The following is a 23,344-nucleotide window of genomic DNA, read 5'->3' as shown; positions in this document are numbered from 1 at the left end:
CGGTCTCCGTCGCTCAGCGGGCGAATGCGAGCCCTCAGCATGCCGCCCCGTCACCCCGCCGCCGACCACCGCCCCGGCCAAGACCGCCCACCCCCCACGCCACCGCGGCACCTTGCCGAAGCGCCCCGATGGTAGTTTTCCCGGAACCGCAGGAGGGGCGGACGAGCAGATGGACAGTGGCCTGCGGCACGCGACCGTCGTGGCGCTCGGAGAACTCGGGCGGAGTCACGACCACCGCGACCGGGCGGACGCCGGTCACGGCCTCGCGGGGTTCGCCGAGATGTGGGAGGCCGTGGGACCACTGCTGGAGCTCGTGCTCGACCCGGGTGACACCTTCGTCACCCGACGGACCGTGGAAGCCCTGCTCCGGCGGAAGGACGGAGCCGGGCTGACGGTAGTCGCGTCCGCGCTGGCCGTCGCCGGTCCGCATCACACCGACTGGATCCACACCGCCGTCCACGACGTGTTCGGCATCTTCTCCGACGACCGGGACGCCGCGATGCGGCTGTGTGAGGAGATGTCGCGGGACGGCGACGATCGGGTCGCCCTGGGGGCTCGTCAGCTGCACGGAATCCTGGCGGAGATCGATCCCGTACTTCGCAGTTCATAGCGCGCGGCCGTCGCCGCCCTGGGCCCGAAGGCTCCCTGCCGGCAGAGGCGGTCGAGGAGGGGAAGCGACTCCTACGCCGATCAGGTGGAGGAACAGCGGCCGGCGTAGCCGTGCCGATCCGGGGTAGCCCCTCACCGGGGCCGCCCGGGAGGCTCCCGGCACCCCGGCCCGGAGCTGGGTCCGCCTTGCTGCGGAAGTGCAGACGGAGGGCGGCACGTGGCGACCCGGGCAGGTGGGCGGGCGTCCTGCCCGGTCGTCCTCGCGTCCCCCTACTGGCGGAGCACGCCCCGGGCGGCGTCGGCGGTGCGACCGCCGGCCCCAGGGGCGGGGCCGCCGTGCGGGGGGCGGGGTGGGGGCCGATGCTGAGGGCGGAGGTGGTGGTGTGGCGGGGTTGTCGCGGTTGGCGTCGGTGTCGCGGGAGGTGGCGGCGGAGGCGGGGCGGCGGGCGAAGACGGGGTTGCTGGCCGGGTGTCTGCGGGGCCTGGGGCCGGTGGACGGGCCGGCGGCGGTGGCGTTGCTGTCCGGGGAGTCGCAGCGGTTGCGGACCGGGATCGGGCCGGCGGCGCTGCGGGGGCTGCCGGAGCCCGCGGTGGAGGCGTCGCTCGGTGTGCGGGAGGTGGAGCGGGAGCTGGAGCGGATCGCCGGCGTGCACGGGGCGGGGGCACAGGCGGAGCGGCGGCGGCTGCTGCACGGGCTGTTCGCCCGGGCGACAGAGGTGGAGCAGGGGTTCCTGCGAGCGGTGCTGGTCGGGGACCTGCGGCAGGGGGCGCTGGACGCCGTGGTCGGGGACGCCGTCGCCCAGGCGGCCGGGGTGCCGGCGGCGGCGGTGCGGCGGGCGCTGATGTTCCGCGGGTCGGCCCGGGCGGTGGCGGAGGCGGCGCTGACCGGCGGGGAGGCGGCACTGGCGGCGTTCCGGCTGGAGGTCGGACGGGCGGTGCGGCCGATGCTGGCCGCCTCCGCGCCGGACGTGGCCACGGCGCTGGAGCGCACCGGTCCGGCCGCGCTGGAGTGGAAGCTGGACGGCATCCGGCTGCAGGTGCACCGGGACGGCACGGAGGTCGCGGTGTTCACCCGCGGCCTGGACGACATCACCGCGCGCGTCCCCGAGGTGGTCGAGGCCGCGCTGGCGCTGCCGCTGCGCTCGGCGGTGCTGGACGGCGAGGCGGTCGCGCTCGGTCCGGACGGCCGGCCGCGCCCGTTCCAGGAGACCGCCGCGCGCACCGCCTCCCGGCGCGACCCGGACCGGCTGCGCGCCGAAGTCCCGCTGGACGCCTACTTCTTCGACCTGCTGCACCGGGACGGCGAGGACCTCGTGGACCGCCCCGGCCGGGAGCGCTGGGCGGCGCTGGAGGAGGCGGTGCCGGACGGCCTGCGGGTGGCCCGGGTCGAGACCGGCGACCGCGACCGGGCGCTGGCCTTCTTCCGCGAGACGCTGGCGCTCGGCCACGAGGGCGTGCTGGTGAAGGACCCGGCGGTCCCGTACGCGGCCGGCCGGCTCGGCGCGGGCTGGATCAAGGTGAAGCCCCGGCACACCCTGGACCTGGTGGTGCTGGCCGCCGAGTGGGGCAGCGGGCGCCGGCACGGCTTCCTCAGCAACCTGCACCTGGGCGCCCGGGCGGCGGGTGAGCCGGGGCTGGGCCCGTGGGTGATGCTGGGCAAGACCTTCAAGGGCCTGACCGACGAGACGCTCGCCTGGCAGACCGCCGAACTGCTGGCCCGGGAGACCGGGCGGGACGCCTGGACGGTGCGGGTCCGGCCGGAACTGGTCGTCGAGATCGCGTTCGACGGGCTGCAGCGCAGCCCCCGCTATCCGGCCGGCCTCGCCCTGCGGTTCGCCCGGGTGGTGCGCTACCGGCCGGACAAGGCCGCCGACGAGGCCGACACCGTCGCGACCGTACGGGAGATCGCCGCCGCCGAGGGGCTGTGAGCCGGGTCGGGGCCGGGTGAGGAGAGCCGAGGGAAGGGGCTGCGGCACCCGACGCTCGCCCGGGTGACGTCGATTCAAACCTGCCCCGCCACCCGGCCGCTCCGGCGCGAACCGAATCGGCCATTCTCGGCGATCCCGCCACCGCACCCTCCGTGGACGGATCAGCGGCGGTTAGGTTGGCAATGACAACGGGAGGCGGCCGCCGGGCAGCCGGCGGCGCACTGGCGAGAGGTGCCCGACCATGCGGGTGAGTGTCGACCGGGACCGCTGCTGCAGCTCCGGGATGTGCGTCACGAACGTTCCCGAGGTCTTCGACCAGGACGACGACGACAGTCTGGTGAGACTCCGTCAGACCACCTTCCGGCCGGACCAGTTCGACGATCTCAGACTGGCCGCCCAGCTCTGCCCGGGCGGCGCGATCACCGTGGTCGAGGACGAGCCGGCAGCGGCCGAGCAGGCCGGGGCACAGCCCGTCTGACGGGCCGTCCGGCCACCACACCACCCCCACCGGAGAACCATCGCGACGCAAGGAGACCCCGCCTTGACGAGCACACCCACCGCCCCCGCCGTCCCGCTCCCGGCCCCGCACTCCGCCGGCTGCCCGTTCGGCCCGCCGCCCGCGTACACCGAGGCCGCCGCCACCGCCCCGCTGACCCGCGCCGACCTGCCCGGGGGCGAGTCCTGCTGGCTGGCCACCGGCTACGCCGAGGTCCGCACCATCCTGTCCGACCGCCGGTTCAGCGCCGACGTGCGCCACCCGTCCTTCCCGCTGCTGGTCGCCGGCAGCCGGGAACGGATCGCCGAGAACCCGACCTTCCTGCGGCTCGACGACCCCGAGCACGCCCGGCTGCGCCGGATGGTCACCGGGGACTTCCTGGTCAAACGGGTCGAGGCGATGCGCCCGGACATCCAGCGGATCGTGGACGAGGCGCTGGACGCGATGACCGAGGGCCGCGCCGAGGCCGACCTGGTCGCCGACTTCGCGCTGCCCGTCCCCTCGCTGGTGATCTGCCTGCTGCTCGGCGTCCCGTACGAGGACCGCGAGTTCTTCCAGAGCGTCAGCCGTACCCTGCTCAGCAACACCAGCACGCTCGAGCGGCTGCTCGAGGCCCAGGACGAGCTGCTTCAGTACCTGGAGGCGCTGACGGCCCGCAAGCGGGAGGAGCCGCGGGACGACATCCTCAGCCGGCTCGCCGCCCGGGACGACCTCACCCCGCGCGAGGCCGCCGCCACCGGCATCCTGCTGCTGATCGCCGGGCACGAGACCACCGCCAACATGATCGCGCTCTCCACCGCCCTGCTGCTGGACCGGCCCGAGCAGGTCGCCAGGCTGGCCGACCCGGCCGCGCTGCCCGGCGCGGTGGAGGAGTTGCTGCGCCACCTCACCATCGTCCACACCGGGGTGCCCCGGGTGGCGCTGGAGGACGTGGAGCTGGGCGGCACGACGGTCCGGGCCGGGGAGGGCGTGATCGCGATGCTCTCCACCGCCAACCGGGACGAGGAGGTGTTCGGCGGCCCCGGCCGGCTGCCGGCCGACGAGCTGGACCTCGACCGGGACGCCCGGCGGCACATGGCCTTCGGCTTCGGCGTGCACCAGTGCCTCGGCCAGCCGCTGGCCCGCGCCGAGCTCCAGATCGCGCTGGCGACGCTGTTCCGGCGGCTGCCCGGGCTGCGGCTGGCGGTGCCGCGCGCCGAGCTGGCGTTCCGCACCGACTCGTTCATCTACGGCATGCGGTCGCTGCCCGTCACCTGGTGACCGCGGAGCGGGGCCGGCGGACGCTTCGCGGGTCACCCGGCTGGCCCCCGCGCCGGGGCGGGGGCAGGCTGGAGGGGCGAAGAGACACCACCGGCCCCGCCGCGCCTCCGGCCCGGCGCGCCCCGGCCGGCCAAAGGAGACGGAGCCCGCGATGACCGACATGAGCGACCGGTCCAAGGTGAGCACCGAGGACGACGACGACATCCGCGCCGCGGAACCCGAGGAGGGCATCCCCTCGATGCAGAACCTGCACGCGCAGGACACCTCCCAGGCGGAGGGCAGCCCCATCCTGGACGAACCCGGCCGGCGCGGCTGACCGTCCGCCGTACCGACTCGACCGCCCGGTGGGACCGGGCGGTCGCCGCGACCGCGGGTGCCGCCGCTCCGACGGCGGACCACCCGCGGGGGGAGGATAGGCGCATGACCGAACACGACCCAGGCAACCGCCAGGCCCGGCCGCCCGCGGACCCGCGCGCGTCGTGGGCGACCTGGACCACCCAATCGATCATCAGCGGCCCCGGCGGGGTGACCACCACCGAGATCGGTCCGATCTCCGGGGACCTCACCGTGCACACCACGTGGGTGGACGGCGAGGCGAGGCTGACCGTCCAGTACACCGGCGCGCTGGACTGGTACACGGTCGCCGGCAGCCCGGTGCCGGCGGACGACGAGACCACCGCACGGGCGATCCACCAGGCGATGGTGAACGGCGTCAAGGCCGGCCGGGGCGCGGGTGCCCCGGCACTGCCGAAACCCTAGGAAACCCGAACCTCCGGGAACCTCTCCAGGAACCTCGGGGAACAGCGGCAGCGCGGCGCGCCCGGGACCGGTGACCGGTCCCGGGCGCGCCGTTTCCCGGCACTCCCCGCCGCTACGGAGCCGTGCCGCCCTTCGGGGCGGGCGCGGCCGCGGCCCAGTAGGCGCCGTCCGCCGGGCGGCGCCTGCGCAGGTCCTCGCGCACCTCGTCGGCCAGCCGGCGGGTGTCGCGGCGGTTCATGGTGGCGCCGATGCCGGCGCCGACCAGCAGCGGGGTGACCGCCGGCAGGTGGCGCAGCGAGCTGCGGGTCAGCCGGCGGCGGACCTGCTGGCGCACCTCCGAGCTGATCGCCAGCGCGGCGAAGCCGGCCGGCCGGACCAGCAGGCCGGCGTCGATCCCGCGGCGGTTGGCCCAGGCGCCGAGGTAGGCGCCGCCCCGCTGGGTGGCGGTGCCCTGCGCCGGGATGCCGTAGACCTCGTGCAGCTCGGCGATCAGCTTGACCTCCACGGCCGCCACCGCGAGCGTCTCGGCCGCGATCTCCAGCGGCATCGCGGGCGGCACCGGCAGCATCGCCGCCGCGCCGACGCCCGCGCCGAGCGCGCTGGAGGCCCGGACGGCGCCGGTGACCAGCACGTCGGCCAGCTCCTCAGGGAAGGCCGCCCCCGGGTGCTGCGCCCGCAGGGTGGCGAGGTCGCGCACCGGGATCCGCGGCGCGGCCTGCACCAGCTGTTCGGTCAGGGCCTTGCCGCCGTACGCGGCGCCCTTGGCCGCTCCCCTGGCGGCGGCCCGGCCGCCGTGGCCGAGCAGCCGGGCGCCGTGCAGCACCACGGCCCGGCCGCGGCCGCGCTGCTTCGCCGCGTACTCGGCGCCCGGGCCCCTGCCGACGGGCTGCTCGGACTCCTCGACCAGTTCGACGAGCCGCTCGGTCAGGACGGGCACCACCGGATCGGGTGCCGTCGGATCGGGCGCCGTCGGTTCGGGCTCGGCGGACGGCCGGGAGCGGCCCGGCCTGCGGAAGACTGCCATGGGAATCCGGTACCCCTTTCGCGACGACGGCACCGACCGGGGCCGCCTACTCGACGACCTCCACCCCCCGCCAGAAGGCCACCCGGCCGCGCACGTGCTCGGCCTCGGGCTTCGGGTCGGTGTAGAACCAGGCGGCGTCCGGGTTGGTCCGCCCGTCCACCTCCAGGGTGTAGTAGTCGGCGGTGCCCTTCCAACCGCACACCGTGGTGGTGTCCGAGGGCCGCAGGTACTCGCTGCGCACCGCCTCGGCCGGGAAGTAGTGGTTGCCCTCGACGACGACCGTGTCGTCGCTCTCGGCGATGACGACGCCCTGCCAACTCGCTGTGGTCATATGGCGATTGTGCCCGACTCGGGGAGGCCGCGCCCGCGCTTCCCGGCACGGACCGACGGTCCGCACCGTGGCGGTCGGCGCACGGCAGCGGTCGGTGCACGGCAGCGGTCGGTGCCGCGCCGGTCACGGCAGCCTCGGGCAGGGCACCGGCGGTCAGGGCAGCGGTTGGGCGTGCACCGGCACGTGCGGGCTCTGGTGGCCGCCGCTGGCGAGCATCCGGACCTCGCCGGCGTCGCTGATCTCGGCCCGGACGATCCCGCTCTCGTCCTCGTACACCGGGTGGCCGCCCGGGCCCGCGGCGTCGGTGCGGCTGACCACCACGACGTCCTGCGGGGCCTGGGTGCCCGGGGTACCGGGGAAGGTGAGGGCGTAGCGCTCGGCGGGGTTCATCGCACCTGCTCCTGCCTACCCGACGGCCTCGGCGGGCTCGGCGGCCCGGGTGTGCGAGCCGCGGACCTCCAGCTCGGCCAGCAGCCGGGCGGTGGCCTCCGCCACCGCTTCCACCGCGCGGTCGAAGGCCTCCCGGTTGTGCGCCGCGGGGGCGCGGAACCCGGAGACCTTGCGGACGTACTGCAGCGCGGCGGCGTGGAAGTCCTCCTCGTCGGCGTCGGGGGTGACGGGGGGTCGCAGCGTCTTGATGTTGCGGCACATGCTCCCAGTCTCGCGCGCGGGAGCCGCGTCGGCGACCCCCGTTCGTCACCCGCACCTCACGGCGACGCCATCCGACCGGATTAGGATGCCGGACGAACGAATCCGTTCTCCTCATCCCCCCGCCGCGCGCTCCCTTGGTCCGTCGGCGTCACTCCGGAGTCATCCCCTTGCCTCTCGCGCTGCTCGCGCTGGCCGTCACCGCGTTCGCCATCGGAACCACCGAGTTCGCCGCCATGGGGCTGCTCCCCCAGGTCGCCGACAGTCTGCACGTGTCCATCCCCCAGGCCGGCTGGCTGATCTCGGCGTACGCGCTGGGCGTGGTCGTCGGTGCGCCGCTGCTCACCGCGCTGGCCGCCGGGCGGCCGCGCAAGGCGGTGCTGGTGTCGCTGGCCGGGCTGTTCGCGACCGGCAACCTGCTGTGTGCGCTGGCCCCGGAGTTCTGGACGCTGGCCGCCGCCCGGCTGGTCACCGGGCTGCCGCACGGTGCCTTCTTCGGGGCCGGCGCGGTGGCGGCGGCCGAGCTGGTCGCGCCGGACCGGCGGGCCCGGGCGGTGGCCGTGATGTTCTCCGGGCTGACCGTCGCCAACATCGTCGGCGTCCCGGCCGCGACCCTGCTCGGCCAGCACCTGGGCTGGCGGGCGACCATGCTGGTGGTGGTGCTGATCGCGGCCGCCGGGACGGCCGCCATCGCCCGGCTGGTGCCCGCACTCCCCTCCCCCGGCCAGTCCGGGCTGCGGCACGAACTGCGGGCCCTGCGCAGCGGGCAGCTCTGGCTGGCGCTGGCCACCGTGGTGTTCGGCTGCGGCGGCTTCTTCGCCTGCTACAGCTACATCGCGCCGCTGCTCACCGAGGTCTCCGGGTACGCCACCGGCTCGGTGACCCTGGTGCTGGCGCTGTTCGGGGTCGGCATGACGATCGGCAACGTGCTGGGCGGGTTCGCCGCCGACCGGGCGCTGCGCCCCACCGTCTGCGTGGCCTTCGTGCTGCTCTCCGCCACCCTGGCGCTGTTCTCGGTGACCGCGCACGCCCGCTGGTCGGCGGCCGTCACGGTGGTGCTGATCGGGCTGTTCGGCTTCGCCATCGTGCCGGCCGTGCAGACCCTGGTGCTGCAGAAGGCGCGCAGCGCGCCGACCCTGGCCTCGGCGACGGTCCAGGGCGCCTTCAACCTGGCCAACGCCCAGGGCGCGTACTTCGGCGGGCTGGCGCTGGCCGCCGGGTTCGGCTGGACCTCGCCGACGCTGGTCGGCGCGGGCCTGGCCGCCGCCGGGACGCTGATCGCGGTGCTCGCCTGGGTGGCCGACCGCCGGCGGCCCGCCCCGGTGGCGGCGGAACCGGCGGCGGCCGCGATCGCCACGGCCTGAGGCCCTCCGGGAGGCTCCTAGACCTCCTGGACCTCCTGGGCCTCCCGGTGGGCGTCGGCGAGCAGCTGGTAGCCGGCGCCGTTGGCCTTGATGCCCGACCTCTCGTCCTCGGTCAGCTCGCGGCGGACCTTGGCCGGGACGCCGGCGACCAGCGAGCCGGGCGGGACGACCATGCCCTGCGGCACCACCGCTCCGGCCGCGACCAGCGAGCCGGTGCCGATCCGGGCGCCGTTGAGCACGGTGGCGTTCATGCCCACCAGGACGTCGTCCTCGACGGTGCAGCCGTGCAGCACGGCGTTGTGGCCGACCGAGATCCGCTCGCCGACCACCAGCGGGAAGCCGGGGTCGGCGTGCAGGGTGCAGTTGTCCTGGATGTTGCTGCCCGCGCCGACGCTGATCGACTCGGCGTCGCCGCGCAGCACCGCGCCGTACCAGATGCTCGCGCCGGCGGCGACGGCGACGTTCCCGACCACGACGGCGTTCGGCGCCACGAAGGCGCCCGGGTCGACGGCGGGTGTCCTGCCCGCGACGGCGGCGATCAGCGGCTCTGCCATGTCTCGTCCTCCTGGTGACGGTGGCCGGTGGGGCGGGTCCGACGGTTGCCGCCGGGTGCGCGGCGCCGGTCGCCGGACGTGCCCCCGGGTCGCGGGTCAGCGTAGGGGGTCGGTCACGGCGCCGTGCGGGCGAGGTCGGTTCCGGCGGCTCCGGGCCGGGGTCCGCACAGGGCGGTGACGAAGACCTTCTGCCAGGCCGCGTTGGCGGGCTCGTCCGGGGCGTCGTAGACGGTGGCGCTCCCGGCGAACTCGCGCCTGCCGTCCGCCGAGCCGAGCAGCATGGTGCTGTAGCCGGGGATGCCGCCGGCGTGGCCCCAGAAGGAGCCGCAGGGCGTGTCCAGCCGCTGCAGTCCGAGGCCGTAGGTCCGGCCCTCGCCGTGGTCGGTGGTCTGCCGCATGGCGGCGAGTTCGGCGGGGCGCAGCAGGCGGCCGCCGAGCAGGGCGTGGAGGAAGGCGGTGAGGTCGGCGGTGGTGGAGACGCCGGCGCCGGACGGGCCGGCCATCGAGGGGTTGAACAGGGTGACGTCGACCGGGCCGGTGCCGGACTTGTAGTAGCCGTGGGCGTGCGGGCCGGGGAGGAAGGGCGAGTCGCCGGGCATCCAGGTGCCGGTGAGGCCGAGCGGGCGGATGATCCGGCGGGTCACCTCCTCGTTCCAGCCGCGGCCGGTGAGCTTCTCGATGATCATCCCGATCAGGATGTAGTTGGTGTTGGAGTACTGCCAGTCCTGGCCGGGCGGGAAGGCGGGCGGGTAGCGCTTGGCGATGTCGACCAGGTCCCGGAGGCCGTAGTGCTTGAAGCGGCCGCCGTCGAGCCACTCCGGGCGCCGGAAGTCGAAGGCCGGGTCCTGGGTGTAGTCGGCGACGCCGCTGGTGTGGTTGAGCAGTTGCCGGACGGTGATCGCGGTGCTGTTCGGGACGATGCCCGGCTGCAGGCACTCCAGGCGGTCGTCGAGGTCCAGCCGCCCTTCGCCGACCAGCTGGAGCAGCGTGGTGGCGACGAAGGGCTTGGTGGCGCTGCCGATCCGGAAGGAGCCCCGGGGGTCGGCGGGCGCGCCGTCGAGTTCGGTGACGCCGGTGGCGTTGCGCCAGACCAGCCGGCCGTCCTCGCGGACGGCGCCGAGGGCGGAGGTCGAGTAGCCGGGGCCGGTCATCCCGGCGAGGGCGGCGTCGGCGGCCTCCCAGTCGGCGCGGCGCTCCGGGGTGGCGACGGCGCCGGCCCGGGCGGCGCCGGTGGCGCGGCCGCCGTGCGGGCCGCCGCAGTCGGCGGTGCCCGGTCCGGCGGCGGGCCGGGCGACGGCGGCGGCGGGGGCGAGCGCGAGGAGCAGGCCCGCGCCGACGGCGGCCGCGACGGCGGTGCGCAGGGCCGGTCGGCGGCGCCGGGTGGTCGGAGTGGTCGGGGCGTCGGTCATGCCGGTCTCCCTGGTCTGGGTCGTGGCGGCGGTCGACCGGGTTACGGGCCCCGGCCTCTGACACCGTGTCAGGGATCCGGGCGGCGGTCGTCGGCCGCTGGTCGGTGTCCGACCCGGAACGGACCCGGAGCGAACCCCGAACGAACCCGGAGCCGTACCCCGGGACGGCTCGGGGTACGGCTCCGGGACCAGCGGCGGGGCGTGCGTCAGGTGACAGGGGCGTGCTTGCGCAGGACCTCGACGAAGGCCCGCAGCCAGGCCGGGTGGTCGGGCCAGGCGCGGGCCGAGACGACCACGCCGTCCACCACCGCCGCGCCGTCCACGAACTCGGCGCCCGCGGCCCTGATGTCCGGTGCCAGCGCGGGGTAGGCGGAGCTGCGGCGGCCGTCCAGGACGCCGGCGGCGGCGGTGATCAGCGGGCCGTGGCAGATCTGGGCGACGGGCTTGTCCCCGGCGAAGAAGTGCTGGGCGATCCGCCGCACGTCCGGGTCGTTGCGCAGGTACTCGGGGGCACGGCCGCCGGGGATGACCAGGGCCACGTAGTCGGCCGGGTCGACTTCGGCGAAGGCCAGGTCGGCGGGCCAGGTGTAGCCGGGCTTCTCGGTGTAGGTGTCGAAGCCCTCGACGAAGTCGTGCACCACGAACTGGAGGCGCTTCCTGGTCGGGGCCGCGATGTCGACCTGGTAGCCCTCCTCGCGCAGCCGCTGGTAGGGGTAGAACACCTCCAGTGACTCGGCGGCGTCCCCGGTGACGAGCAGGATCTTCGATGTCATCGCCGACATCCCTCCACGTGGTCGAGCCTCAGGTCGGGTACGGGCGAGGGGCGGTGGCGACCGGCCCGGGCCCGGTCCAACCTCCCGTACGGCGACACCGTTGGCAACGGGGCGCACCGGGCGCGCAACAGCGCGTACGGACCACCGTGCGCCGCTTGCGGGGGGTGCGCGCCGGTCGGCCGCCCGGCTGCGGGGGCCGGCGGCCCGCGGCCTAGACTCCTGCTGCCCGTGACCGCCCTGCTCCGGAGGAGCCCATGCCCGCCCGCACCACCTACCTCGTCCTCGCCGGCTACCAGAACTCCGGCCCTGCGCACTGGCAGACCCACTGGGAGGAGGCCGAGCCGGAGTCCTTCCGCCGGGTCCAGCAGGCGGACTGGGACCACCCGGAGCGGGCGGACTGGGTGGCCCGGGTGGACGCGGCGGTGGCAGCGGCCGCCGCCGAGGGCCCGGTGGTGCTGGTCGCCCACAGCCTGGGCTGCGTCACGGCCGCCCACTGGGCGGCCACCGCGTCCGCCGAGCGGACCGCCGCCGTCCGGGGCGCGCTGCTGGTGGCCCCGGCGGACGTCGACACCGCCGAGGTCCCGGAGCTGGTCGGCTTCCGCCCGGTGGCGCTGGAGCGGCTGCCGTTCCCGTCCGTCGTGGTCTCCTCGACCGACGACCCGTGGGTCTCCCCCGAGCGGGCCCGCGCGTTCGCCGCCGCCTGGGGCGCCCGGTACGTCGAGCCGGGTGCGTACGGGCACCTCAACTCCGACTCCGGGCTGGGCGACTGGCCGGAGGGCCGCAAGCTGCTCGCCGAGCTGTGACCGCGACCACGGGGGAAGCGGTGACCGGGGAAGCGGCCACGGGGGAAGCCGGGGCGGGGGGACGATGGACCGGGGGACGATGAAGCGGGGGACGTCCCGGGCCAGGCGCGTCCTGGTCCGGCTGCTGGCGGTCGCCGGGCTGGCCGCCGTGCTGCTCTACACCGAGGGGCAGTGGGAGAGCCGCTCGGGCGGGCGGATGCTGGTCGCCGACCTGCTCAACCGGCCGGAGCCGCTGCTCGGCGGGGCGCTGGCGGCGCTGATCGCGGCCGCCTGGCTGGGCGACTCGCGCCCCGCCGTGCGGACGGCCACCCGGACGGTCACGGTGACCGCCGGGGTGGTGTTCCTGACCGGCGTGCTGGCCGCGCACAAGGTGTCGGCGGCCGAGACCCGCAGCCGGGAGGACGCCCCGGCCGGGGCCGAGCACGCCCTGATCGTGGTGCACCGCTCGTACGCCGCCGGGTCGGCCGCGGGCGAGCACTGGCAGGTGCTGCTGGAGAGCGGTGCGGGCTGGTCGGCCCGGCGCTGGTCGCTGGCGGACATCGGCCGGGGCCCGGGCGACGCCCGGCTGGTGACCGCGAACTGGACCGGGCGCTCGCAGATCACCGTGGTGACCGACTCCTACCGGCGGGTGTTCAACCTCGACCAGGACAGCGGCGAGCCGGTCGAGGCGCGCTAGCCCGGCCGGGTTCGGCCAGGTCGCGGGGGTTCAGCCCAGCCCCAGGGCGTGCGCGCCGAGCGCCAGCAGGGCCGCGTTGCCGGCGGCGCCCAGCGCGGTGGCGGACAGGAAGCGGGCCGCCGTGCCGTCCGGGAACGGGTTGAGGGTCATCGCGTGCAGGAAGCCCGGCATCGTCCACACCACCGCCGTCCACTGCCGCACGGCGCCCGCCGGGCCCGCCCCGCCGCGCGGTTCGGCACGCGGCGAAGCGCGCGGTTCGGCGCGCAGCTCGTGGGCGGCGGCCAGGCCGATCACCAGGTAGCCGGCCAGGTAGCCGATGGAGGGGCAGAGGACGGCGGGGACGCCGAGGACGCTGTGCGGCATGCGGTCATCGTCCGCCGAACGGCCGCGGCCCCGCATGAGTACCCGTACTCATGCGGGGCCGGGGGTTCACCGGTCCTCGGGTTTCACCGGCCCTCGGGGCTCACCGGTCCTCGGGGTCGGTGGCGCCGGGCGGCACGGTCGGTACGGACGGCCCGGTGCGGCCGGGCGCCGGGGTGGCGCCGCGCGGCCGGCCGGTGTTCGCCGGGCCGCCGGTGGCGGGGGTGCCGGCACAGGTGGCCGGGCCCGGCGAGCCGCCGGGGGTGGGGCAGTTGGCGTCCCGCCGGGGCGGGTCCGGGATGTGGACGGTGGCGAAGGCCTTCTCCGGCATGTCCCGGACGGCGTCGCTCATCGCCTGCTGCCAGATCGGTCCGGGGCCGGTGGCGCCGAAGACCTCGGCCTGGTACCTGCCGCCGATCCGGATGTTGCGCATCGGCACCTTGGTGCCCGGGCTGCCCAGCCAGACCGAGCCCGCCAGGTTGCCGGTGTAGCCGGTGAACCAGGCCGACTTCTTCTCGTCCGTGGTCCCGGTCTTGCCGGCGATCTGGCGGCCGTCGTCCAGGCCGAGGTCCCGCGCGGTGCCGCCCTTCTCGGTCACCCCGAGCAGCACGCTGTTGATCACGTCCGCGGTGCTCTCGGACATCGCCGGGGTGCACCGGGCCTGGGGCACCGGGACGTCGGCGCCGTCCACGGTGGTGATCCGGTTGATCGCCAGCGGCGCGCAGTAGGTGCCCCGGGCGGCGAAGGTCGCGTACACGTTGGCCATGGTCAGCGGGCTGACCTCCTGGGTGCCGAGGCCGAGCGCGGGCACCTCCTGCAGGGCCGAGCCGTCCGCCTTGCCCTCCATGCCCAGCTTGTTGGCCATCTGCTTGACCGCGCAGAGGCCGATCTCCTGCTCCATCTGCACGAAGTAGGTGTTCACGGAGAGCGCCATGGCCTGCTTGAGCTCGTACGGGCCGATCTCCTGGGGGCTCTCGTTGGGGATGCTCCCCTCCTTCTTCCCCTTGCTGAGGTTCTTCCAGGTGCCGTCGCAGGTCCGCATCGAAGGCCAGTCCATCCGGTTCGGCGAGTCGTACCGCTGGGTGGGCGACAGACCGGCCTCCAGGGCGGCGGCGGCCACGATCGGCTTGAAGTTGGAGCCGGGCTGGAAGCCGATGCCGCCGCCCATCGCCGCGTCCACGTTGTAGTTGACGACGGTCTCGTTCTTCTCCTTGGCCAGGCCGTACGGGCGGGTCTGCGCCATCGCCAGGATGTTGCCGCTGCCGGGCTCGACCATCGTCATCGCGGCCGAGACCGGGTCGGTGACGTACACCTTGGTGGAGACGGCCTTCTGGGCCGCGGCCTGCTTGTCCGGGTCCAGCGTGGTGTGGATGTTCAGGCCGCCGGTGTCCCAGAGCTTCTTGCGCTCGGCCGAGCTCTTGCCGAACACCGGGTCCTGCTTGACCACGTGGCGCACGTAGTCGCAGAAGAAGCCCATGCCCGCCTCGGCGGTGATGCAGCCGTTGCGCGGGTCCTTGTAGACGAGGCCGAGCGGCGCGGCCTTCGCCTCCCTGGCCTGCTCCGCGGTGATGTGCTTGTTCTCCACCATCTTGTCGATGACGGTGTCGCGGCGCTTCTGGGCGGCCACCGGGTGCAGCTTCGGGTCGTACTGGGACGGGTTCTGCACCAGCCCGGCGAGCATCGCCGCCTCGGGCAGGCTGAGGTCCTTGGCGTCCTTGCTGAAGTAGCGCTGGGAGGCGGCCTGGATGCCGTACGCCTGGTGGCCGTAGAAGGTGATGTTCAGGTAGTTGGTGAGGATCTGCTCCTTGGTCAGGTCCTCCTCCAGCTTGATGGCGTACCGGAGTTCCTGGATCTTGCGGCCGAGGGTCTTGCGCTGCGCCTCGCGCACCGCGTCCGGGTCGTCGCCGGCCTTCTCCACGTTGACGTTCTTCACGTACTGCTGGGTCAGGGTGGAGGCGCCCTGGACGGCGGCCCCGCTCTCCGCGTTCTTGGTGAGCGCCCGCAGGATGCCCTTGAGGTCGACGGCGCCGTGCTCGTAGAAGCGGGCGTCCTCGATGTCGACCTGCGCGGTGCGGATCAGCGGGGACATCTGGTCGGCGGGTATGACGGTGCGGTCGCGCTCGTACACCTTGGCGATCAGGCCGCCCCTGGCGTCGAAGATCTTCGTCGCCTGGGTCAGCGGCGGGGTCCTGAAGTCGTCGGGGATGCTTTCGAAGCCCTCGGCGCCGTTCTTCACGCCGAGTCCGACAGCCCCGGCCGCCGGGAGGATCAGGCCCGCCAGCAGGACGCCGCCCAACGCGCTGGCGCCGAGGAAGGTGGCCGCGTGACGCAGGATGCCCAGCGGGGTCTCGCGGCGCCTCGGGCGCGGCACCCAGGTGTCGCCCGGGTCCGAGGCGGCGGGTATGCGGCTCTTCGGTGACATAGATCGAACACTACGGCCGTGGCCAGGCCACGGGGAGCGGGTGTCGGCGAAGGATTGTCACAAAATCGCGACGGATTCGACTCATTCCCGAGGGTCGAACGGGCGTGCACGGCGGAGCAAGGGCCGTTCGTCCACGGCCCGTTGCCCCGCCTGCCCCACCCGTCCCGGTCAGCCCGCCGGGCAGAAGACGTCCCGGGCCGGTCGTCGGCCGCTGACCAGGTAGTCCGTCACCACCTCGTCGCCGCAGGCGTTCCCGGTCGACCGGTAGACGCCGTGGCCGCCCGAGTCCACCGTCACCATCCGGGCCCGGTCCCCCAGCGCCGCGCGCAGCTTGAGCGCACCGGTGTACGGGGTCGCCGGGTCGCGCAGGTTCTGCGTCAGCAGCACGTTGGACGGGCCCCTGTCGGTGACCCGCACCGGCGGCTCGGCGGGCGCGAACGGCCAGAAGGCGCAGGGCATCACGTTCACCGGCAGGCCGGCGGTGAGCGGACGGGCGGCCCGGTCGGCGGTGACGGCCTTCGCGTAGCCGGCCGGATCGGTGGGCCACCGGACGTCGTTGCACAGGGTGCCGACCGAGACGGCGAGGGTGTTCTGCACCGCCCGCAGGTCCCGCTCGCTCGGCTTCGGGGCGGCGGGCAGCGGGGCACGGCCGAGTCCGGCCAGCATCAGCCGGGCGAGGCCCGGGAACCTGGCGTCCGAGTAGAGGCTCTCCAGCAGGGTCTCGCGCAGCACGTTGCCGTTCAGCTCCGCCGGGTTGGCGCCCTCCCACGGCAGCGGGGCCCGGTCGAGGCGGGCCGCGAGGTCCAGGAAGAGCGGGCGGACCTCCTCCGGGGTGTTCGCCAGCCGGTCCGGATTGTCCGGCGCGGACGCCCACCTGGCGAAGTCCGGGAAGCGGTCCTCGATGCCCTGGCCGTAGCCCTCCAGCCAGCCGCGCCCGACCCTGGCCGGATCCGGGTCGTCGTTGCTGTCCAGCACGATCCGGTCGGTGCGCTGGGGGAACATGGTGGCGTAGACCGCGCCCGCGTAGGTGCCGTACGAGACGCCCCAGACGGACAGCCGGCGCTCGCCGAGGGCGTGGCGGACGCTGTCGATGTCGCGGGCCTCGTTGGCGGTGGAGATGCTGCGCAGCACCGGGCCGCCGTTGCGGGCGCAGGTCTCGGCGACGCGGCGGGCGGTGGCCAGGTTCTCCTCGATCGAGCCGTCGGCGGCCGGCCAGGGGCGCACCTTGGACATCGCCAGGTCGGCGGTGTCCAACCCGCAGTCGACCGGGGTGGAGCGGCCGACGCCGCGCGGGTCGAAGCCCACCACGTCGTAGCGGTCGCGGACGGACTGCGGCAGGCGCCCGGCCATGCCCTTGACGAGGTCGAGGCTGGAGCCGCCCGGGCCGCCGGGCACGGCCAGCAGGACGCCGCGGCGCAGCCGCGGGTCGGCGGCGGTGATCCGGGAGACGGCGATGGTGACGCGGGCGCCGCCCGGGTCGGCGTAGTCCAGGGGGACGGTGACGTCGGCGCAGCGTTGCGGGCTGTCGGCCGGGGCGTCCGGACAGGTGGTCCAGGCGAGGCGGTCGCTCCCCGGCTTCGCGGTGCCGGCCGCGCCGGCGGGCAGGGCGGTCAGCGCGGTGACGGCGATGGCGGCGGCCGCGGTGGCCGCGGCGGTGATGGTGCGGGTGGGCTTCGGCATGCCCAGGAGTCTGCTGTGGTACGGCACTTGGGCCCATCCGGGCAGCGGGCCGGTCGGGGGTGGGGAAATCCCCCGGGGGGCGGGGTGGAGACCGCTGCGCTCGCGGTCTCCCACCGTGCGGGACGAGGGGGCGGGTGAGAGGCCTAGAGGCCGAGCACACCCGGATCCGTGGCCAGGGCGCGCAGCGGCTCTCGCGGGTCGGCGACCAGCCTGCGTTCCGCCAGGTCGAGGATGCCGCCGACGCCGGTGATCTCGGCCGCCAGTACGCCGTCCTCGCGGACCAGCCGCTGCACCACCTGGAAGGTCTTGCCGTCCCGCCAGGTGAACGAGCAGCCGACCTCCACCGAGTCGCCCGCGCGCAGCTCCCGCAGGTACTTGACCGTGGTCTCCAGGACGACCGGGCCGACCCCTTCGGCGACCAGGTCCGCCTGGCGGATCCCGGCCGCCCGGAGGTACTCCCAGCGGGCGTGCTCGGCGTACTGGAGGTAGACCGCCTGGTTGAGGTGTCCCTGGGAGTCGGTCTCGTACCCCCGGACGGTGATGTGCGTGGTGAAGTCCTGATCACTCATGCCCCGCACGGTACTCCGGGCCGCCGGGGCCCCACCGCGTGTCCTGCGTCACCCCGGCCGGACGGCCTCCCGGACCGCGCGGACCGCCCGGCGGGGGCCGCTCAGCGGGGCAGGACGGCCAGCAGCTCCGTGAGGGCGTCCGGGCGCTCGTCGACCGGCAGGTGCTCGACGGGGTGGAAGCCGCAGCCGAGCGCGGTCGCGCCGCCGTCGCAGACGAGGTCGTCGCCGACCATCAGGACGTCGGCGGGGGCGAGGCCGAGCCGCTCGCAGGCGGTCTCGAAGATCACCGGGTCGGGCTTCTGGGCGCCCACCTCGCAGGACAGCACGTAGACGTCGACCAGCTCGTCCAGGCCGTGCGCGCGGAAGATCGGACGCAGGTCCCAGCCGACGTTGCTCACCACCGCGACCGGCAGGCCCCGGCGGCGCAGCTCGCGCAGCACGGGGACGGCGTCCGGGTACGGGCGCCAGCTCGCGGGCGCGATGTGGGTCTCGTAGAGGGCGTCCACGTCGAGGCCCGCGGGCGGCTCGGCGGCGCGGGCCAGCGCGGTGTAGGCGGCGCGGTGCAGCTCGGGGGTCAAGTCCCGGGTGTCCCAGGCCTGCTGGACCTCCGACGGGATCCGCCGCGGTGGCACCCCGCCGGGCAAGGGCGCCGAACTCCTCCAGCCGGGCCACCAGTTCGGCCTCCTCCCCGGCGGGCAGCGCGAGGCCGGCGGCGGCGGTGTGGGCCGTCAGCCACTCGGCGGTGGAGACGACCCTGAAGAGGGTGCCGGAGAAGTCGAACATCACAGCTTTGATCATGGTCCGAGCCTAGCCCGGGCGCTGCCCGGGCGTCCGGGGTACCGGATCGGGGCGCGGTCGGGGCACGATCAGGCGCGGTCAGGGCAGGGTCAGGACGCGCGGGCCGTCCTCGGTGATGGCGACGGTGTGCTCAACGTGGGCGGCGCGGGCACCGTCGACGGTGCGCAGGGTCCAGCCGTCCGAGTCGGTGCGGTGGTCGTCGCGGCCGCCGGCCAGCAGCATCGGCTCGATCGCCAGCACCAGGCCGGGGCGCAGCGGGTAACCCCGGCCCGGGCGGCCCTCGTTGGCCACGTGGGGGTCCTCGTGCATCCGGCGGCCGATGCCGTGCCCACCGTAGCCGTCCAGCAGGCCGTACCGGCCGGAGCGGGCGACGGTGCCGATGGCGTGGGCGATGTCCCCGGTCCGGTTGCCGACCACGGCGGCGGCGATGCCCGCCTCCAGGGCCCGGCGGGTGGTCTCGATCAGGGCGGTGTCCTCGGGGCGGGCGGTGCCGACGGTGAAGCTGACCGCCGCGTCCCCGGCCCAGCCGTCCAGGAGGGCGCCGCAGTCGATGCTCACCAGGTCGCCGTCGCGCAGCCGGTAGCCGTTCGGGATGCCGTGCACCACCGCGTCGTTCACCGAGGCGCAGATGACGGCCGGGAACGGGACGGGCGCGAAGGCCGGGCGGTAGCCGAGGAACGGCGAGGTGGCCCCGGCCGCCTTGAGCACGCCCCGCGCCACCTCGTCCAGCTCCAACAGGCTGACGCCGACCGCCGCCTGCTCCCGGACGGCCGCCAGCGCGTCCGCCACCACCCGTCCGGCCTCGCGCATCGCGGCCAGCCCGGCGTCCGACTTGAGTTCGACCATGGTGCGACCTCCCCTTGGATCCAATTCTTATACCGGTATTTGTATCACGGTCCGCAGGGTGCGGGACGCCCCGGGCGGCAGGCCCTACACTCGTCGGCATGGTGAGGACTCCGCTGACCCCGTGGGAGCGCGAGCGCGGCGAGCGCTTCGGGGCGCTGCTGCGCGAGGCGCGCGGCGGGCGCAGCATGGTCGAGGTGGCGGCGGCCGCCGGCGTCTCGGCGGAGACGCTGCGGAAGATCGAGACGGGCCGGGCACCGACGCCGTCCTTCTTCACCATCGCGGCGCTGGCCTTCGCGCTCGACCTGTCGCTGGACGAACTGGCGGCCGCGTGCGCGCCCTCGGAGGACGGCGAGGCGCTCTCCGCCTAGCCAGTGCGCGCGGGCCGGGGCGGGCGGGACGCGGATCGTCGACGTCCGGTGCCGTCGAACGGGCTTCACCGGCTTCCCTCGGGAGTCGGGGACCTCCGCGCCCGACACGGCGCAGCGGCCGCCGGGACGGCGGCGGCCCGCCCCGCGCGGGGCGCGGGGCGGGCCGTCGTTCTCGGGCCGTTCAGCGGCTTGGGTCAGCCGACCGAGCTGTTGTAGCTCTCGATCGCCGGCCGGAGCTCCTTCGCCGCGTCGGCCAGGGCCTGCTGGGCCGGCTTGGTGCCCGCGATGGTCTGCTCGATCGCGGTCTCCACGCCCTTGCGGGCCTGCGGCATGACGCCGAGCAGGCAGCCGGCCGTGGCCGGGGTCGGCTTGGTGGCCTTCAGCTGGTCGATCGCGGTCTGGAACTGCGGGTACTTGGCCACCCACTCCATGTCCTTGGGGTCGTCCAGGGACTTCGTGTTGACCGGGAAGTAGCCGGTGCCGGTGTGCCAGACGGCCTGCTGCTCGGGGGCGGAGACGAACTTCTCGAACTCCCAGGCCGCACGCTTCTCGGCGTCCGAGTGGCCCGGGCCGCTGATCCACAGCGAGGCGCCGCCGATCACCGGGCCGCCCTGGTCGCCGGCGGCGACCTTCGGGAAGGCGGCGGTGCCGACGGCGAACTTCGCGGCCTCGGTGTAGCCGCGCAGCACGCCGGTGGACTCCAGGTGCATCGCGACCGTACCGGCCTTGAACGCGGCCTGGGCGTCGTCGGTGGTGCGGCCGGTGTTGGCCGCGTAGCCGCCCTTGACCAGGTCCGCCCACCACTGGACGACCTGGGCGCCCTGGGCGGAGTCGAAGACGACCTTGCCGGCCTTGTTGCCGCGGCCGTTGTCGTTGTCGCAGTACATCGCGCCGGACTCGGCCAGCAGCTGCTCGACGAACCAGCCGTAGATGGCGGCGCCGAAGCCGTACCGGACGGTCTTGCCGTCGGCGTCCTTCCTGGTCAGCTTCTTGGCCAGCTCGCCCAGCTCGTTGAGGTCCTTGGGCGGCTGGGCCGGGTCGAGCCCGGCCTCCTTGAAGGCGTCGGTGTTCAGGTAGAGCAGCGGCATCGAGGAGTTGAACGGCATCGACTGGAGCTTGCCGCCGACCGAGTAGTAGTTCCGGATGTTGGCGTCCAGGTCGTCCAGCGAGTAGCCGTCCTTGTCGGCGAAGGCCTGGGCCGGGACGGTCTGCCTGGAGTCGATCATGAACCGGGTGCCGATGTCGTAGACCTGCGCCAGGGCGGGGGTGCCCTTCTGCTGCACCGCGGCCTTGTACTTGGTGACCAGCTCGTCGTACTTGCCCTGGAACTGCGCCCTGACCTCGATCTTGCCCTGGTGGGCGGCGTTGAACTGGCCGACCAGCCCGTTCAGCACGTCGGCGTTCTTGCCGGTCATCGAGTGCCAGAACTCGACGGTGGTGACGCCGGAGGCCTGGTCGAGGGCCTGGGCGCCGGGCGCGCCGGCGTCGGAGGAGCCGCCGGAGCCGGAGCCGGACCCGCTGGAGCTGCAGGCGGTCAGGGACAGGCCGGCCACCAGCAGGGCCGCGAGCGCGCGCGCACTCTTCTTCACGAGGGTTCTCTCTCTATCCGGGAAAGCGGGGGACGTGGACGGGACGGGGCCAGTGGGACGGGACCAACCGGGCGTCACCAGCGCGGCGGGGTCAGCGGACCGCGCCCGCGGTGAGGCCGCGGACGATGAAGCGCTGGCCGAAGACCACCAGGGCGAGGGTGGGCAGCAGCGAGAGCACGACGCCGGCCAGGATCAGCCCGGGGTCGGCCATCTCCGAGTCGCGCAGCGAGGTCAGCCCGATCTGCAGGGTCTGCATGTCCGCGGTGCGGGTGATGATCAGGGGCCAGAAGTACTGGTTCCAGGCCGACAGGAAGACGTAGATCGACAGCGCCGCCAGGGCCGGCTTGTTCAGCGGGACGACGATCCGCCACAGGAAGCGCCAGTGGCCGGCCCCGTCGATCCGGGCGGCGTCGCGCAGTTCGCCGGGCAGCTGCCGGAAGGCCTGGCGCAGCATGAAGGTGCCGAAGCCGGAGGCCAGGAAGGGCAGCACCAGGCCGAAGTAGGTGTTGCCGAGCCCCCAGTCGGACAGCGTCAGGTAGTTGGGGATGATGATGGCCTCCCACGGGACCATCAGCGTGGCCAGGAACACCCCGAACACCACGGCCCGCGCCTTCATCGGCAGGAAGACGAAGGCGTACGCGGCGAGGACCGAGGTGAACAGCTGGGCGAGGGTGATGGCGGTCGCCGTGATCGCCGAGTTGGCGTACTGGCGGGCCAGCGGGACGGCCTCCACCGCGCCGGAGAAGTTCCGTCCGGTGACCGAGTGCGGCACCAGGGCCGGCGGGTAGGAGGAGAGTTCGGACGGGCCCATGAAGGCGCCGGCGACGGCGTAGTAGACCGGGAAGGCCACGGTGACGACGGCGACGGCGAGCAGCAGGTAGACGGCGGCGCGGCCGAGCAGGTCGTGCGGGGAGCGCCCGGCGAGGGCGCGGGCGCGCGGGCGGGGCGCCTCCGCCCCGGCCTCGGCCCCGGTGGTGAGTGTGGTCATGCGTAGTGCACCTTCCGCTCCAGGACGCCGAACTGGACGGCCGTGCAGGCGAGGACGACCACGAGCAGCACCACGGCCTGGGCGCTGGCGGTGCCGAAGTCGCTGGAGCCGTAGGCGAAGGCCTTCTCGTAGACGGAGTAGACGAGGGTCCGGGTGGAGCCGTCCGGCCCGCCCTTGGTGAGGATGTGGATCTGGCCGAAGCTCTGGAGCGCGTGGACGGTGGAGACCACGGTCAGGAAGAACAGGTTCGGGCCGAGCATCGGGACGGTGATCGAGCGGGCCAGCCGCAGGCCGGAGGCGCCGTCGATGCGGGCCGCCTCGAGCACCTCCCCCGGGATCGAGCCGATGCCCGCGGAGAGCACCAGCACGTTGTAGCCGAGGTTCATCCACACCGTGGTGACGGCCACCGAGACCAGCGCGTACCGGGAGTCGGTCAGCCAGCCGACCGGGCCGAGGCCGACGTGCGAGAGCAGGCCGTTGAGCACCCCGCTGGCGGGGTTGAAGAACACCGCGAAGACCACCGAGGCGCTGGCCACCGAGAACGCGAAGGGCAGTGCGAACGCCGAGCGCAGCAGCCGCACGCCGCGGATGCGGTTCTCCAGCAGCAGCACCAGCACCAGCGCGCCGAGCACCCCCGGGACCACGGTGAGCAGCGTGAACAGCGCCGTGGTGGTCAGGGTGCGGCCGAAGTCGGCCGAGGCGAAGAGGTCCGTGTAGTGCTTCGCCCCCACGTAGCGGGAGGGCGCGCCGAAGAGGTCGTTGGCGTGTGCGCTCAGGTAGACCGTCCGCCCCAGCGGGTAGCCGATGAAGAGGACGAAGACCACCAGGGAGGGCAGCAGGAAGGCCCAGGCGAGCCCGTGCTCGCCCCAGCGCCCTCCCCGTCGCGGTCGTGGGCGGCCCGGGAGCGGCCCGGGGTGCGGTGCGGTCGGCATCTGTCGCGCGTCCGCCTTTCGTGATGTCGGTTCCGGCCGAAACCGTGTCCTGCCCACACGACGGCGCGGAAACCCCGCGGTGATCAACGGGTGTCGCCGGGATTACGCGTTCGCGTCAGATTCGGCCGGTGCGGTACGGACCGGCGGCGGACCGGCCG

25 protein-coding genes and 1 pseudogene are annotated in these 23,344 nt (G+C 74.6%); 10 read left to right on the top strand and 16 right to left on the bottom strand.

Annotated elements, in window-relative coordinates; all coding sequences use genetic code 11:
• Positions 1–169: 169 nt before the first annotated feature.
• From ACFY0X_RS17205 to ACFY0X_RS17180, 6 genes are all read left to right on the top strand, one after another.
• Positions 170–610, top strand: a complete 441-nt coding sequence (locus ACFY0X_RS17205) for a hypothetical protein (protein WP_387755150.1) — start codon at positions 170–172, stop codon at positions 608–610.
• A 382-nt stretch (positions 611–992) separates the two neighbouring features.
• Entirely contained in the window at positions 993–2,537 is a 1,545-nt protein-coding gene (locus tag ACFY0X_RS17200) for an ATP-dependent DNA ligase (RefSeq protein ID WP_387755147.1), read from the top strand.
• Between the two features lie 241 nt (positions 2,538–2,778).
• Positions 2,779–3,015: a ferredoxin gene (locus tag ACFY0X_RS17195; RefSeq protein ID WP_387755145.1), complete on the top strand. Its 237-nt coding sequence runs from the start codon at positions 2,779–2,781 to the stop codon at positions 3,013–3,015.
• Between the two features lie 63 nt (positions 3,016–3,078).
• Positions 3,079–4,293: a cytochrome P450 gene (locus tag ACFY0X_RS17190; protein ID WP_387755142.1), complete on the top strand. Its 1,215-nt coding sequence runs from the start codon at positions 3,079–3,081 to the stop codon at positions 4,291–4,293.
• A 151-nt stretch (positions 4,294–4,444) separates the two neighbouring features.
• On the top strand, positions 4,445–4,609 hold the full coding sequence (locus tag ACFY0X_RS17185; RefSeq protein WP_387755140.1) for a hypothetical protein: 165 nt from the start codon (positions 4,445–4,447) through the stop codon (positions 4,607–4,609).
• A gap of 104 nt (positions 4,610–4,713) precedes the next feature.
• Positions 4,714–5,052: a hypothetical protein gene (locus ACFY0X_RS17180; protein WP_387755138.1), complete on the top strand. Its 339-nt coding sequence runs from the start codon at positions 4,714–4,716 to the stop codon at positions 5,050–5,052.
• Positions 5,053–5,164: 112 nt separating this feature from the next.
• Here the strand turns inward: ACFY0X_RS17180 and ACFY0X_RS17175 are convergent, their stop codons facing one another.
• From ACFY0X_RS17175 to ACFY0X_RS17160, 4 genes are all read right to left on the bottom strand, one after another.
• On the bottom strand, positions 5,165–6,076 hold the full coding sequence (locus tag ACFY0X_RS17175; RefSeq protein WP_387755135.1) for a hypothetical protein: 912 nt from the start codon (positions 6,074–6,076) through the stop codon (positions 5,165–5,167).
• 46 nt (positions 6,077–6,122) lie between these two features.
• Positions 6,123–6,407: a DUF427 domain-containing protein gene (locus tag ACFY0X_RS17170; protein WP_387755133.1), complete on the bottom strand. Its 285-nt coding sequence runs from the start codon at positions 6,405–6,407 to the stop codon at positions 6,123–6,125.
• Positions 6,408–6,560: 153 nt separating this feature from the next.
• On the bottom strand, positions 6,561–6,797 hold the full coding sequence (locus tag ACFY0X_RS17165) for a DUF6296 family protein (RefSeq protein WP_387755130.1): 237 nt from the start codon (positions 6,795–6,797) through the stop codon (positions 6,561–6,563).
• A 15-nt stretch (positions 6,798–6,812) separates the two neighbouring features.
• Complete coding sequence (locus ACFY0X_RS17160; protein ID WP_387755128.1) at positions 6,813–7,058, bottom strand: DUF2277 domain-containing protein; 246 nt, start codon at positions 7,056–7,058, stop codon at positions 6,813–6,815.
• 167 nt (positions 7,059–7,225) lie between these two features.
• On the opposite strand from ACFY0X_RS17160, the gene ACFY0X_RS17155 reads away from it, so the two are divergent.
• A complete protein-coding gene (locus tag ACFY0X_RS17155) occupies positions 7,226–8,419 on the top strand; it encodes an MFS transporter (protein WP_387755125.1) in 1,194 nt (397 codons plus the stop codon).
• Positions 8,420–8,436: 17 nt separating this feature from the next.
• On the opposite strand, the gene ACFY0X_RS17150 is transcribed toward ACFY0X_RS17155, so the two are convergent.
• The 3 genes from ACFY0X_RS17150 to ACFY0X_RS17140 form a co-directional block, all read right to left on the bottom strand.
• On the bottom strand, positions 8,437–8,973 hold the full coding sequence (locus tag ACFY0X_RS17150) for a gamma carbonic anhydrase family protein (RefSeq protein ID WP_387755122.1): 537 nt from the start codon (positions 8,971–8,973) through the stop codon (positions 8,437–8,439).
• A 113-nt stretch (positions 8,974–9,086) separates the two neighbouring features.
• Positions 9,087–10,382: a serine hydrolase domain-containing protein gene (locus ACFY0X_RS17145; protein ID WP_387755120.1), complete on the bottom strand. Its 1,296-nt coding sequence runs from the start codon at positions 10,380–10,382 to the stop codon at positions 9,087–9,089.
• A 206-nt stretch (positions 10,383–10,588) separates the two neighbouring features.
• The gene (locus ACFY0X_RS17140) at positions 10,589–11,155 is read right to left on the bottom strand and encodes a DJ-1/PfpI family protein (RefSeq protein WP_387755117.1); all 567 of its coding nucleotides are present in this window, start codon (positions 11,153–11,155) and stop codon (positions 10,589–10,591) included.
• 254 nt (positions 11,156–11,409) lie between these two features.
• On the opposite strand from ACFY0X_RS17140, the gene ACFY0X_RS17135 reads away from it, so the two are divergent.
• Together ACFY0X_RS17135 and ACFY0X_RS17130 are read left to right on the top strand one after the other, a co-directional pair.
• Positions 11,410–11,958, top strand: a complete 549-nt coding sequence (locus tag ACFY0X_RS17135) for an RBBP9/YdeN family alpha/beta hydrolase (RefSeq protein WP_387755114.1) — start codon at positions 11,410–11,412, stop codon at positions 11,956–11,958.
• Positions 11,959–12,037: 79 nt separating this feature from the next.
• Positions 12,038–12,634 (top strand): hypothetical protein, encoded by a 597-nt coding sequence (locus tag ACFY0X_RS17130; RefSeq protein WP_387755111.1) that lies wholly within the window; start codon positions 12,038–12,040, stop codon positions 12,632–12,634.
• 30 nt (positions 12,635–12,664) lie between these two features.
• On the opposite strand, the gene ACFY0X_RS17125 is transcribed toward ACFY0X_RS17130, so the two are convergent.
• The 6 genes and pseudogenes from ACFY0X_RS17125 to map form a co-directional block, all read right to left on the bottom strand.
• Positions 12,665–12,997, bottom strand: a complete 333-nt coding sequence (locus tag ACFY0X_RS17125) for a hypothetical protein (RefSeq protein WP_387755108.1) — start codon at positions 12,995–12,997, stop codon at positions 12,665–12,667.
• Between the two features lie 100 nt (positions 12,998–13,097).
• Positions 13,098–15,416, bottom strand: coding sequence for a transglycosylase domain-containing protein (locus ACFY0X_RS17120; RefSeq protein ID WP_387755106.1), 2,319 nt, complete (start codon positions 15,414–15,416; stop codon positions 13,098–13,100).
• A 168-nt stretch (positions 15,417–15,584) separates the two neighbouring features.
• Positions 15,585–17,096, bottom strand: a complete 1,512-nt coding sequence (locus ACFY0X_RS17115; protein WP_387755103.1) for an alpha/beta hydrolase — start codon at positions 17,094–17,096, stop codon at positions 15,585–15,587.
• Positions 17,097–17,239: 143 nt separating this feature from the next.
• Positions 17,240–17,665 (bottom strand): acyl-CoA thioesterase, encoded by a 426-nt coding sequence (locus ACFY0X_RS17110; protein ID WP_387755100.1) that lies wholly within the window; start codon positions 17,663–17,665, stop codon positions 17,240–17,242.
• Positions 17,666–17,766: 101 nt separating this feature from the next.
• Positions 17,767–18,463: pseudogene (locus tag ACFY0X_RS17105) on the bottom strand (HAD family hydrolase).
• A gap of 78 nt (positions 18,464–18,541) precedes the next feature.
• The gene (gene map, locus ACFY0X_RS17100) at positions 18,542–19,309 is read right to left on the bottom strand and encodes a type I methionyl aminopeptidase (RefSeq protein WP_387755098.1); all 768 of its coding nucleotides are present in this window, start codon (positions 19,307–19,309) and stop codon (positions 18,542–18,544) included.
• Between the two features lie 98 nt (positions 19,310–19,407).
• On the opposite strand from map, the gene ACFY0X_RS17095 reads away from it, so the two are divergent.
• Positions 19,408–19,677 carry a helix-turn-helix domain-containing protein gene (locus ACFY0X_RS17095; RefSeq protein WP_387755095.1) on the top strand — a complete coding sequence of 90 codons (270 nt, stop codon included), beginning with the start codon at positions 19,408–19,410 and terminating at the stop codon, positions 19,675–19,677.
• 194 nt (positions 19,678–19,871) lie between these two features.
• On the opposite strand, the gene ACFY0X_RS17090 is transcribed toward ACFY0X_RS17095, so the two are convergent.
• The 3 genes from ACFY0X_RS17090 to ACFY0X_RS17080 all read right to left on the bottom strand — a co-directional run bounded on the left by ACFY0X_RS17090 (position 19,872) and on the right by ACFY0X_RS17080 (position 23,186).
• A complete protein-coding gene (locus ACFY0X_RS17090; RefSeq protein ID WP_387755092.1) occupies positions 19,872–21,266 on the bottom strand; it encodes an ABC transporter substrate-binding protein in 1,395 nt (464 codons plus the stop codon).
• Positions 21,267–21,357: 91 nt separating this feature from the next.
• Positions 21,358–22,254 carry a carbohydrate ABC transporter permease gene (locus tag ACFY0X_RS17085; protein WP_387755089.1) on the bottom strand — a complete coding sequence of 299 codons (897 nt, stop codon included), beginning with the start codon at positions 22,252–22,254 and terminating at the stop codon, positions 21,358–21,360.
• Entirely contained in the window at positions 22,251–23,186 is a 936-nt protein-coding gene (locus ACFY0X_RS17080) for a carbohydrate ABC transporter permease (RefSeq protein WP_387755087.1), read from the bottom strand. The genes ACFY0X_RS17085 and ACFY0X_RS17080 overlap by 4 nt, the downstream gene beginning before the upstream one ends.
• Between the last annotated feature and the right edge of the window lie 158 nt (positions 23,187–23,344).

Source organism: Kitasatospora sp. NPDC001547, assembly GCF_042894165.1.
Lineage (GTDB): Bacteria > Actinomycetota > Actinomycetes > Streptomycetales > Streptomycetaceae > Kitasatospora.
This window is presented reverse-complemented; position numbering and strand designations above follow the sequence as displayed.

What these genes read in the sequence shown, in the direction of transcription:
- ACFY0X_RS17110 (WP_387755100.1), bottom strand. Translation starts at nt 17,665, where the DNA reads ATGAGTGATCAGGACTTCACCACGCACATCACCGTCCGGGGGTACGAG.
- ACFY0X_RS17145 (WP_387755120.1), bottom strand. Translation starts at nt 10,382, where the DNA reads ATGACCGACGCCCCGACCACTCCGACCACCCGGCGCCGCCGACCGGCC.
- ACFY0X_RS17120 (WP_387755106.1), bottom strand. Translation starts at nt 15,416, where the DNA reads ATGTCACCGAAGAGCCGCATACCCGCCGCCTCGGACCCGGGCGACACC.
- ACFY0X_RS17125 (WP_387755108.1), bottom strand. Translation starts at nt 12,997, where the DNA reads ATGCCGCACAGCGTCCTCGGCGTCCCCGCCGTCCTCTGCCCCTCCATC.
- ACFY0X_RS17150 (WP_387755122.1), bottom strand. Translation starts at nt 8,973, where the DNA reads ATGGCAGAGCCGCTGATCGCCGCCGTCGCGGGCAGGACACCCGCCGTC.
- ACFY0X_RS17135 (WP_387755114.1), top strand. Translation starts at nt 11,410, where the DNA reads ATGCCCGCCCGCACCACCTACCTCGTCCTCGCCGGCTACCAGAACTCC.
- ACFY0X_RS17115 (WP_387755103.1), bottom strand. Translation starts at nt 17,096, where the DNA reads ATGCCGAAGCCCACCCGCACCATCACCGCCGCGGCCACCGCGGCCGCC.
- ACFY0X_RS17185 (WP_387755140.1), top strand. Translation starts at nt 4,445, where the DNA reads ATGACCGACATGAGCGACCGGTCCAAGGTGAGCACCGAGGACGACGAC.
- ACFY0X_RS17080 (WP_387755087.1), bottom strand. Translation starts at nt 23,186, where the DNA reads ATGCCGACCGCACCGCACCCCGGGCCGCTCCCGGGCCGCCCACGACCG.
- map (WP_387755098.1), bottom strand. Translation starts at nt 19,309, where the DNA reads ATGGTCGAACTCAAGTCGGACGCCGGGCTGGCCGCGATGCGCGAGGCC.
- ACFY0X_RS17205 (WP_387755150.1), top strand. Translation starts at nt 170, where the DNA reads ATGGACAGTGGCCTGCGGCACGCGACCGTCGTGGCGCTCGGAGAACTC.
- ACFY0X_RS17195 (WP_387755145.1), top strand. Translation starts at nt 2,779, where the DNA reads ATGCGGGTGAGTGTCGACCGGGACCGCTGCTGCAGCTCCGGGATGTGC.
- ACFY0X_RS17095 (WP_387755095.1), top strand. Translation starts at nt 19,408, where the DNA reads ATGGTGAGGACTCCGCTGACCCCGTGGGAGCGCGAGCGCGGCGAGCGC.
- ACFY0X_RS17160 (WP_387755128.1), bottom strand. Translation starts at nt 7,058, where the DNA reads ATGTGCCGCAACATCAAGACGCTGCGACCCCCCGTCACCCCCGACGCC.
- ACFY0X_RS17180 (WP_387755138.1), top strand. Translation starts at nt 4,714, where the DNA reads ATGACCGAACACGACCCAGGCAACCGCCAGGCCCGGCCGCCCGCGGAC.
- ACFY0X_RS17175 (WP_387755135.1), bottom strand. Translation starts at nt 6,076, where the DNA reads ATGGCAGTCTTCCGCAGGCCGGGCCGCTCCCGGCCGTCCGCCGAGCCC.
- ACFY0X_RS17170 (WP_387755133.1), bottom strand. Translation starts at nt 6,407, where the DNA reads ATGACCACAGCGAGTTGGCAGGGCGTCGTCATCGCCGAGAGCGACGAC.
- ACFY0X_RS17085 (WP_387755089.1), bottom strand. Translation starts at nt 22,254, where the DNA reads ATGACCACACTCACCACCGGGGCCGAGGCCGGGGCGGAGGCGCCCCGC.
- ACFY0X_RS17130 (WP_387755111.1), top strand. Translation starts at nt 12,038, where the DNA reads ATGAAGCGGGGGACGTCCCGGGCCAGGCGCGTCCTGGTCCGGCTGCTG.
- ACFY0X_RS17140 (WP_387755117.1), bottom strand. Translation starts at nt 11,155, where the DNA reads ATGACATCGAAGATCCTGCTCGTCACCGGGGACGCCGCCGAGTCACTG.
- ACFY0X_RS17165 (WP_387755130.1), bottom strand. Translation starts at nt 6,797, where the DNA reads ATGAACCCCGCCGAGCGCTACGCCCTCACCTTCCCCGGTACCCCGGGC.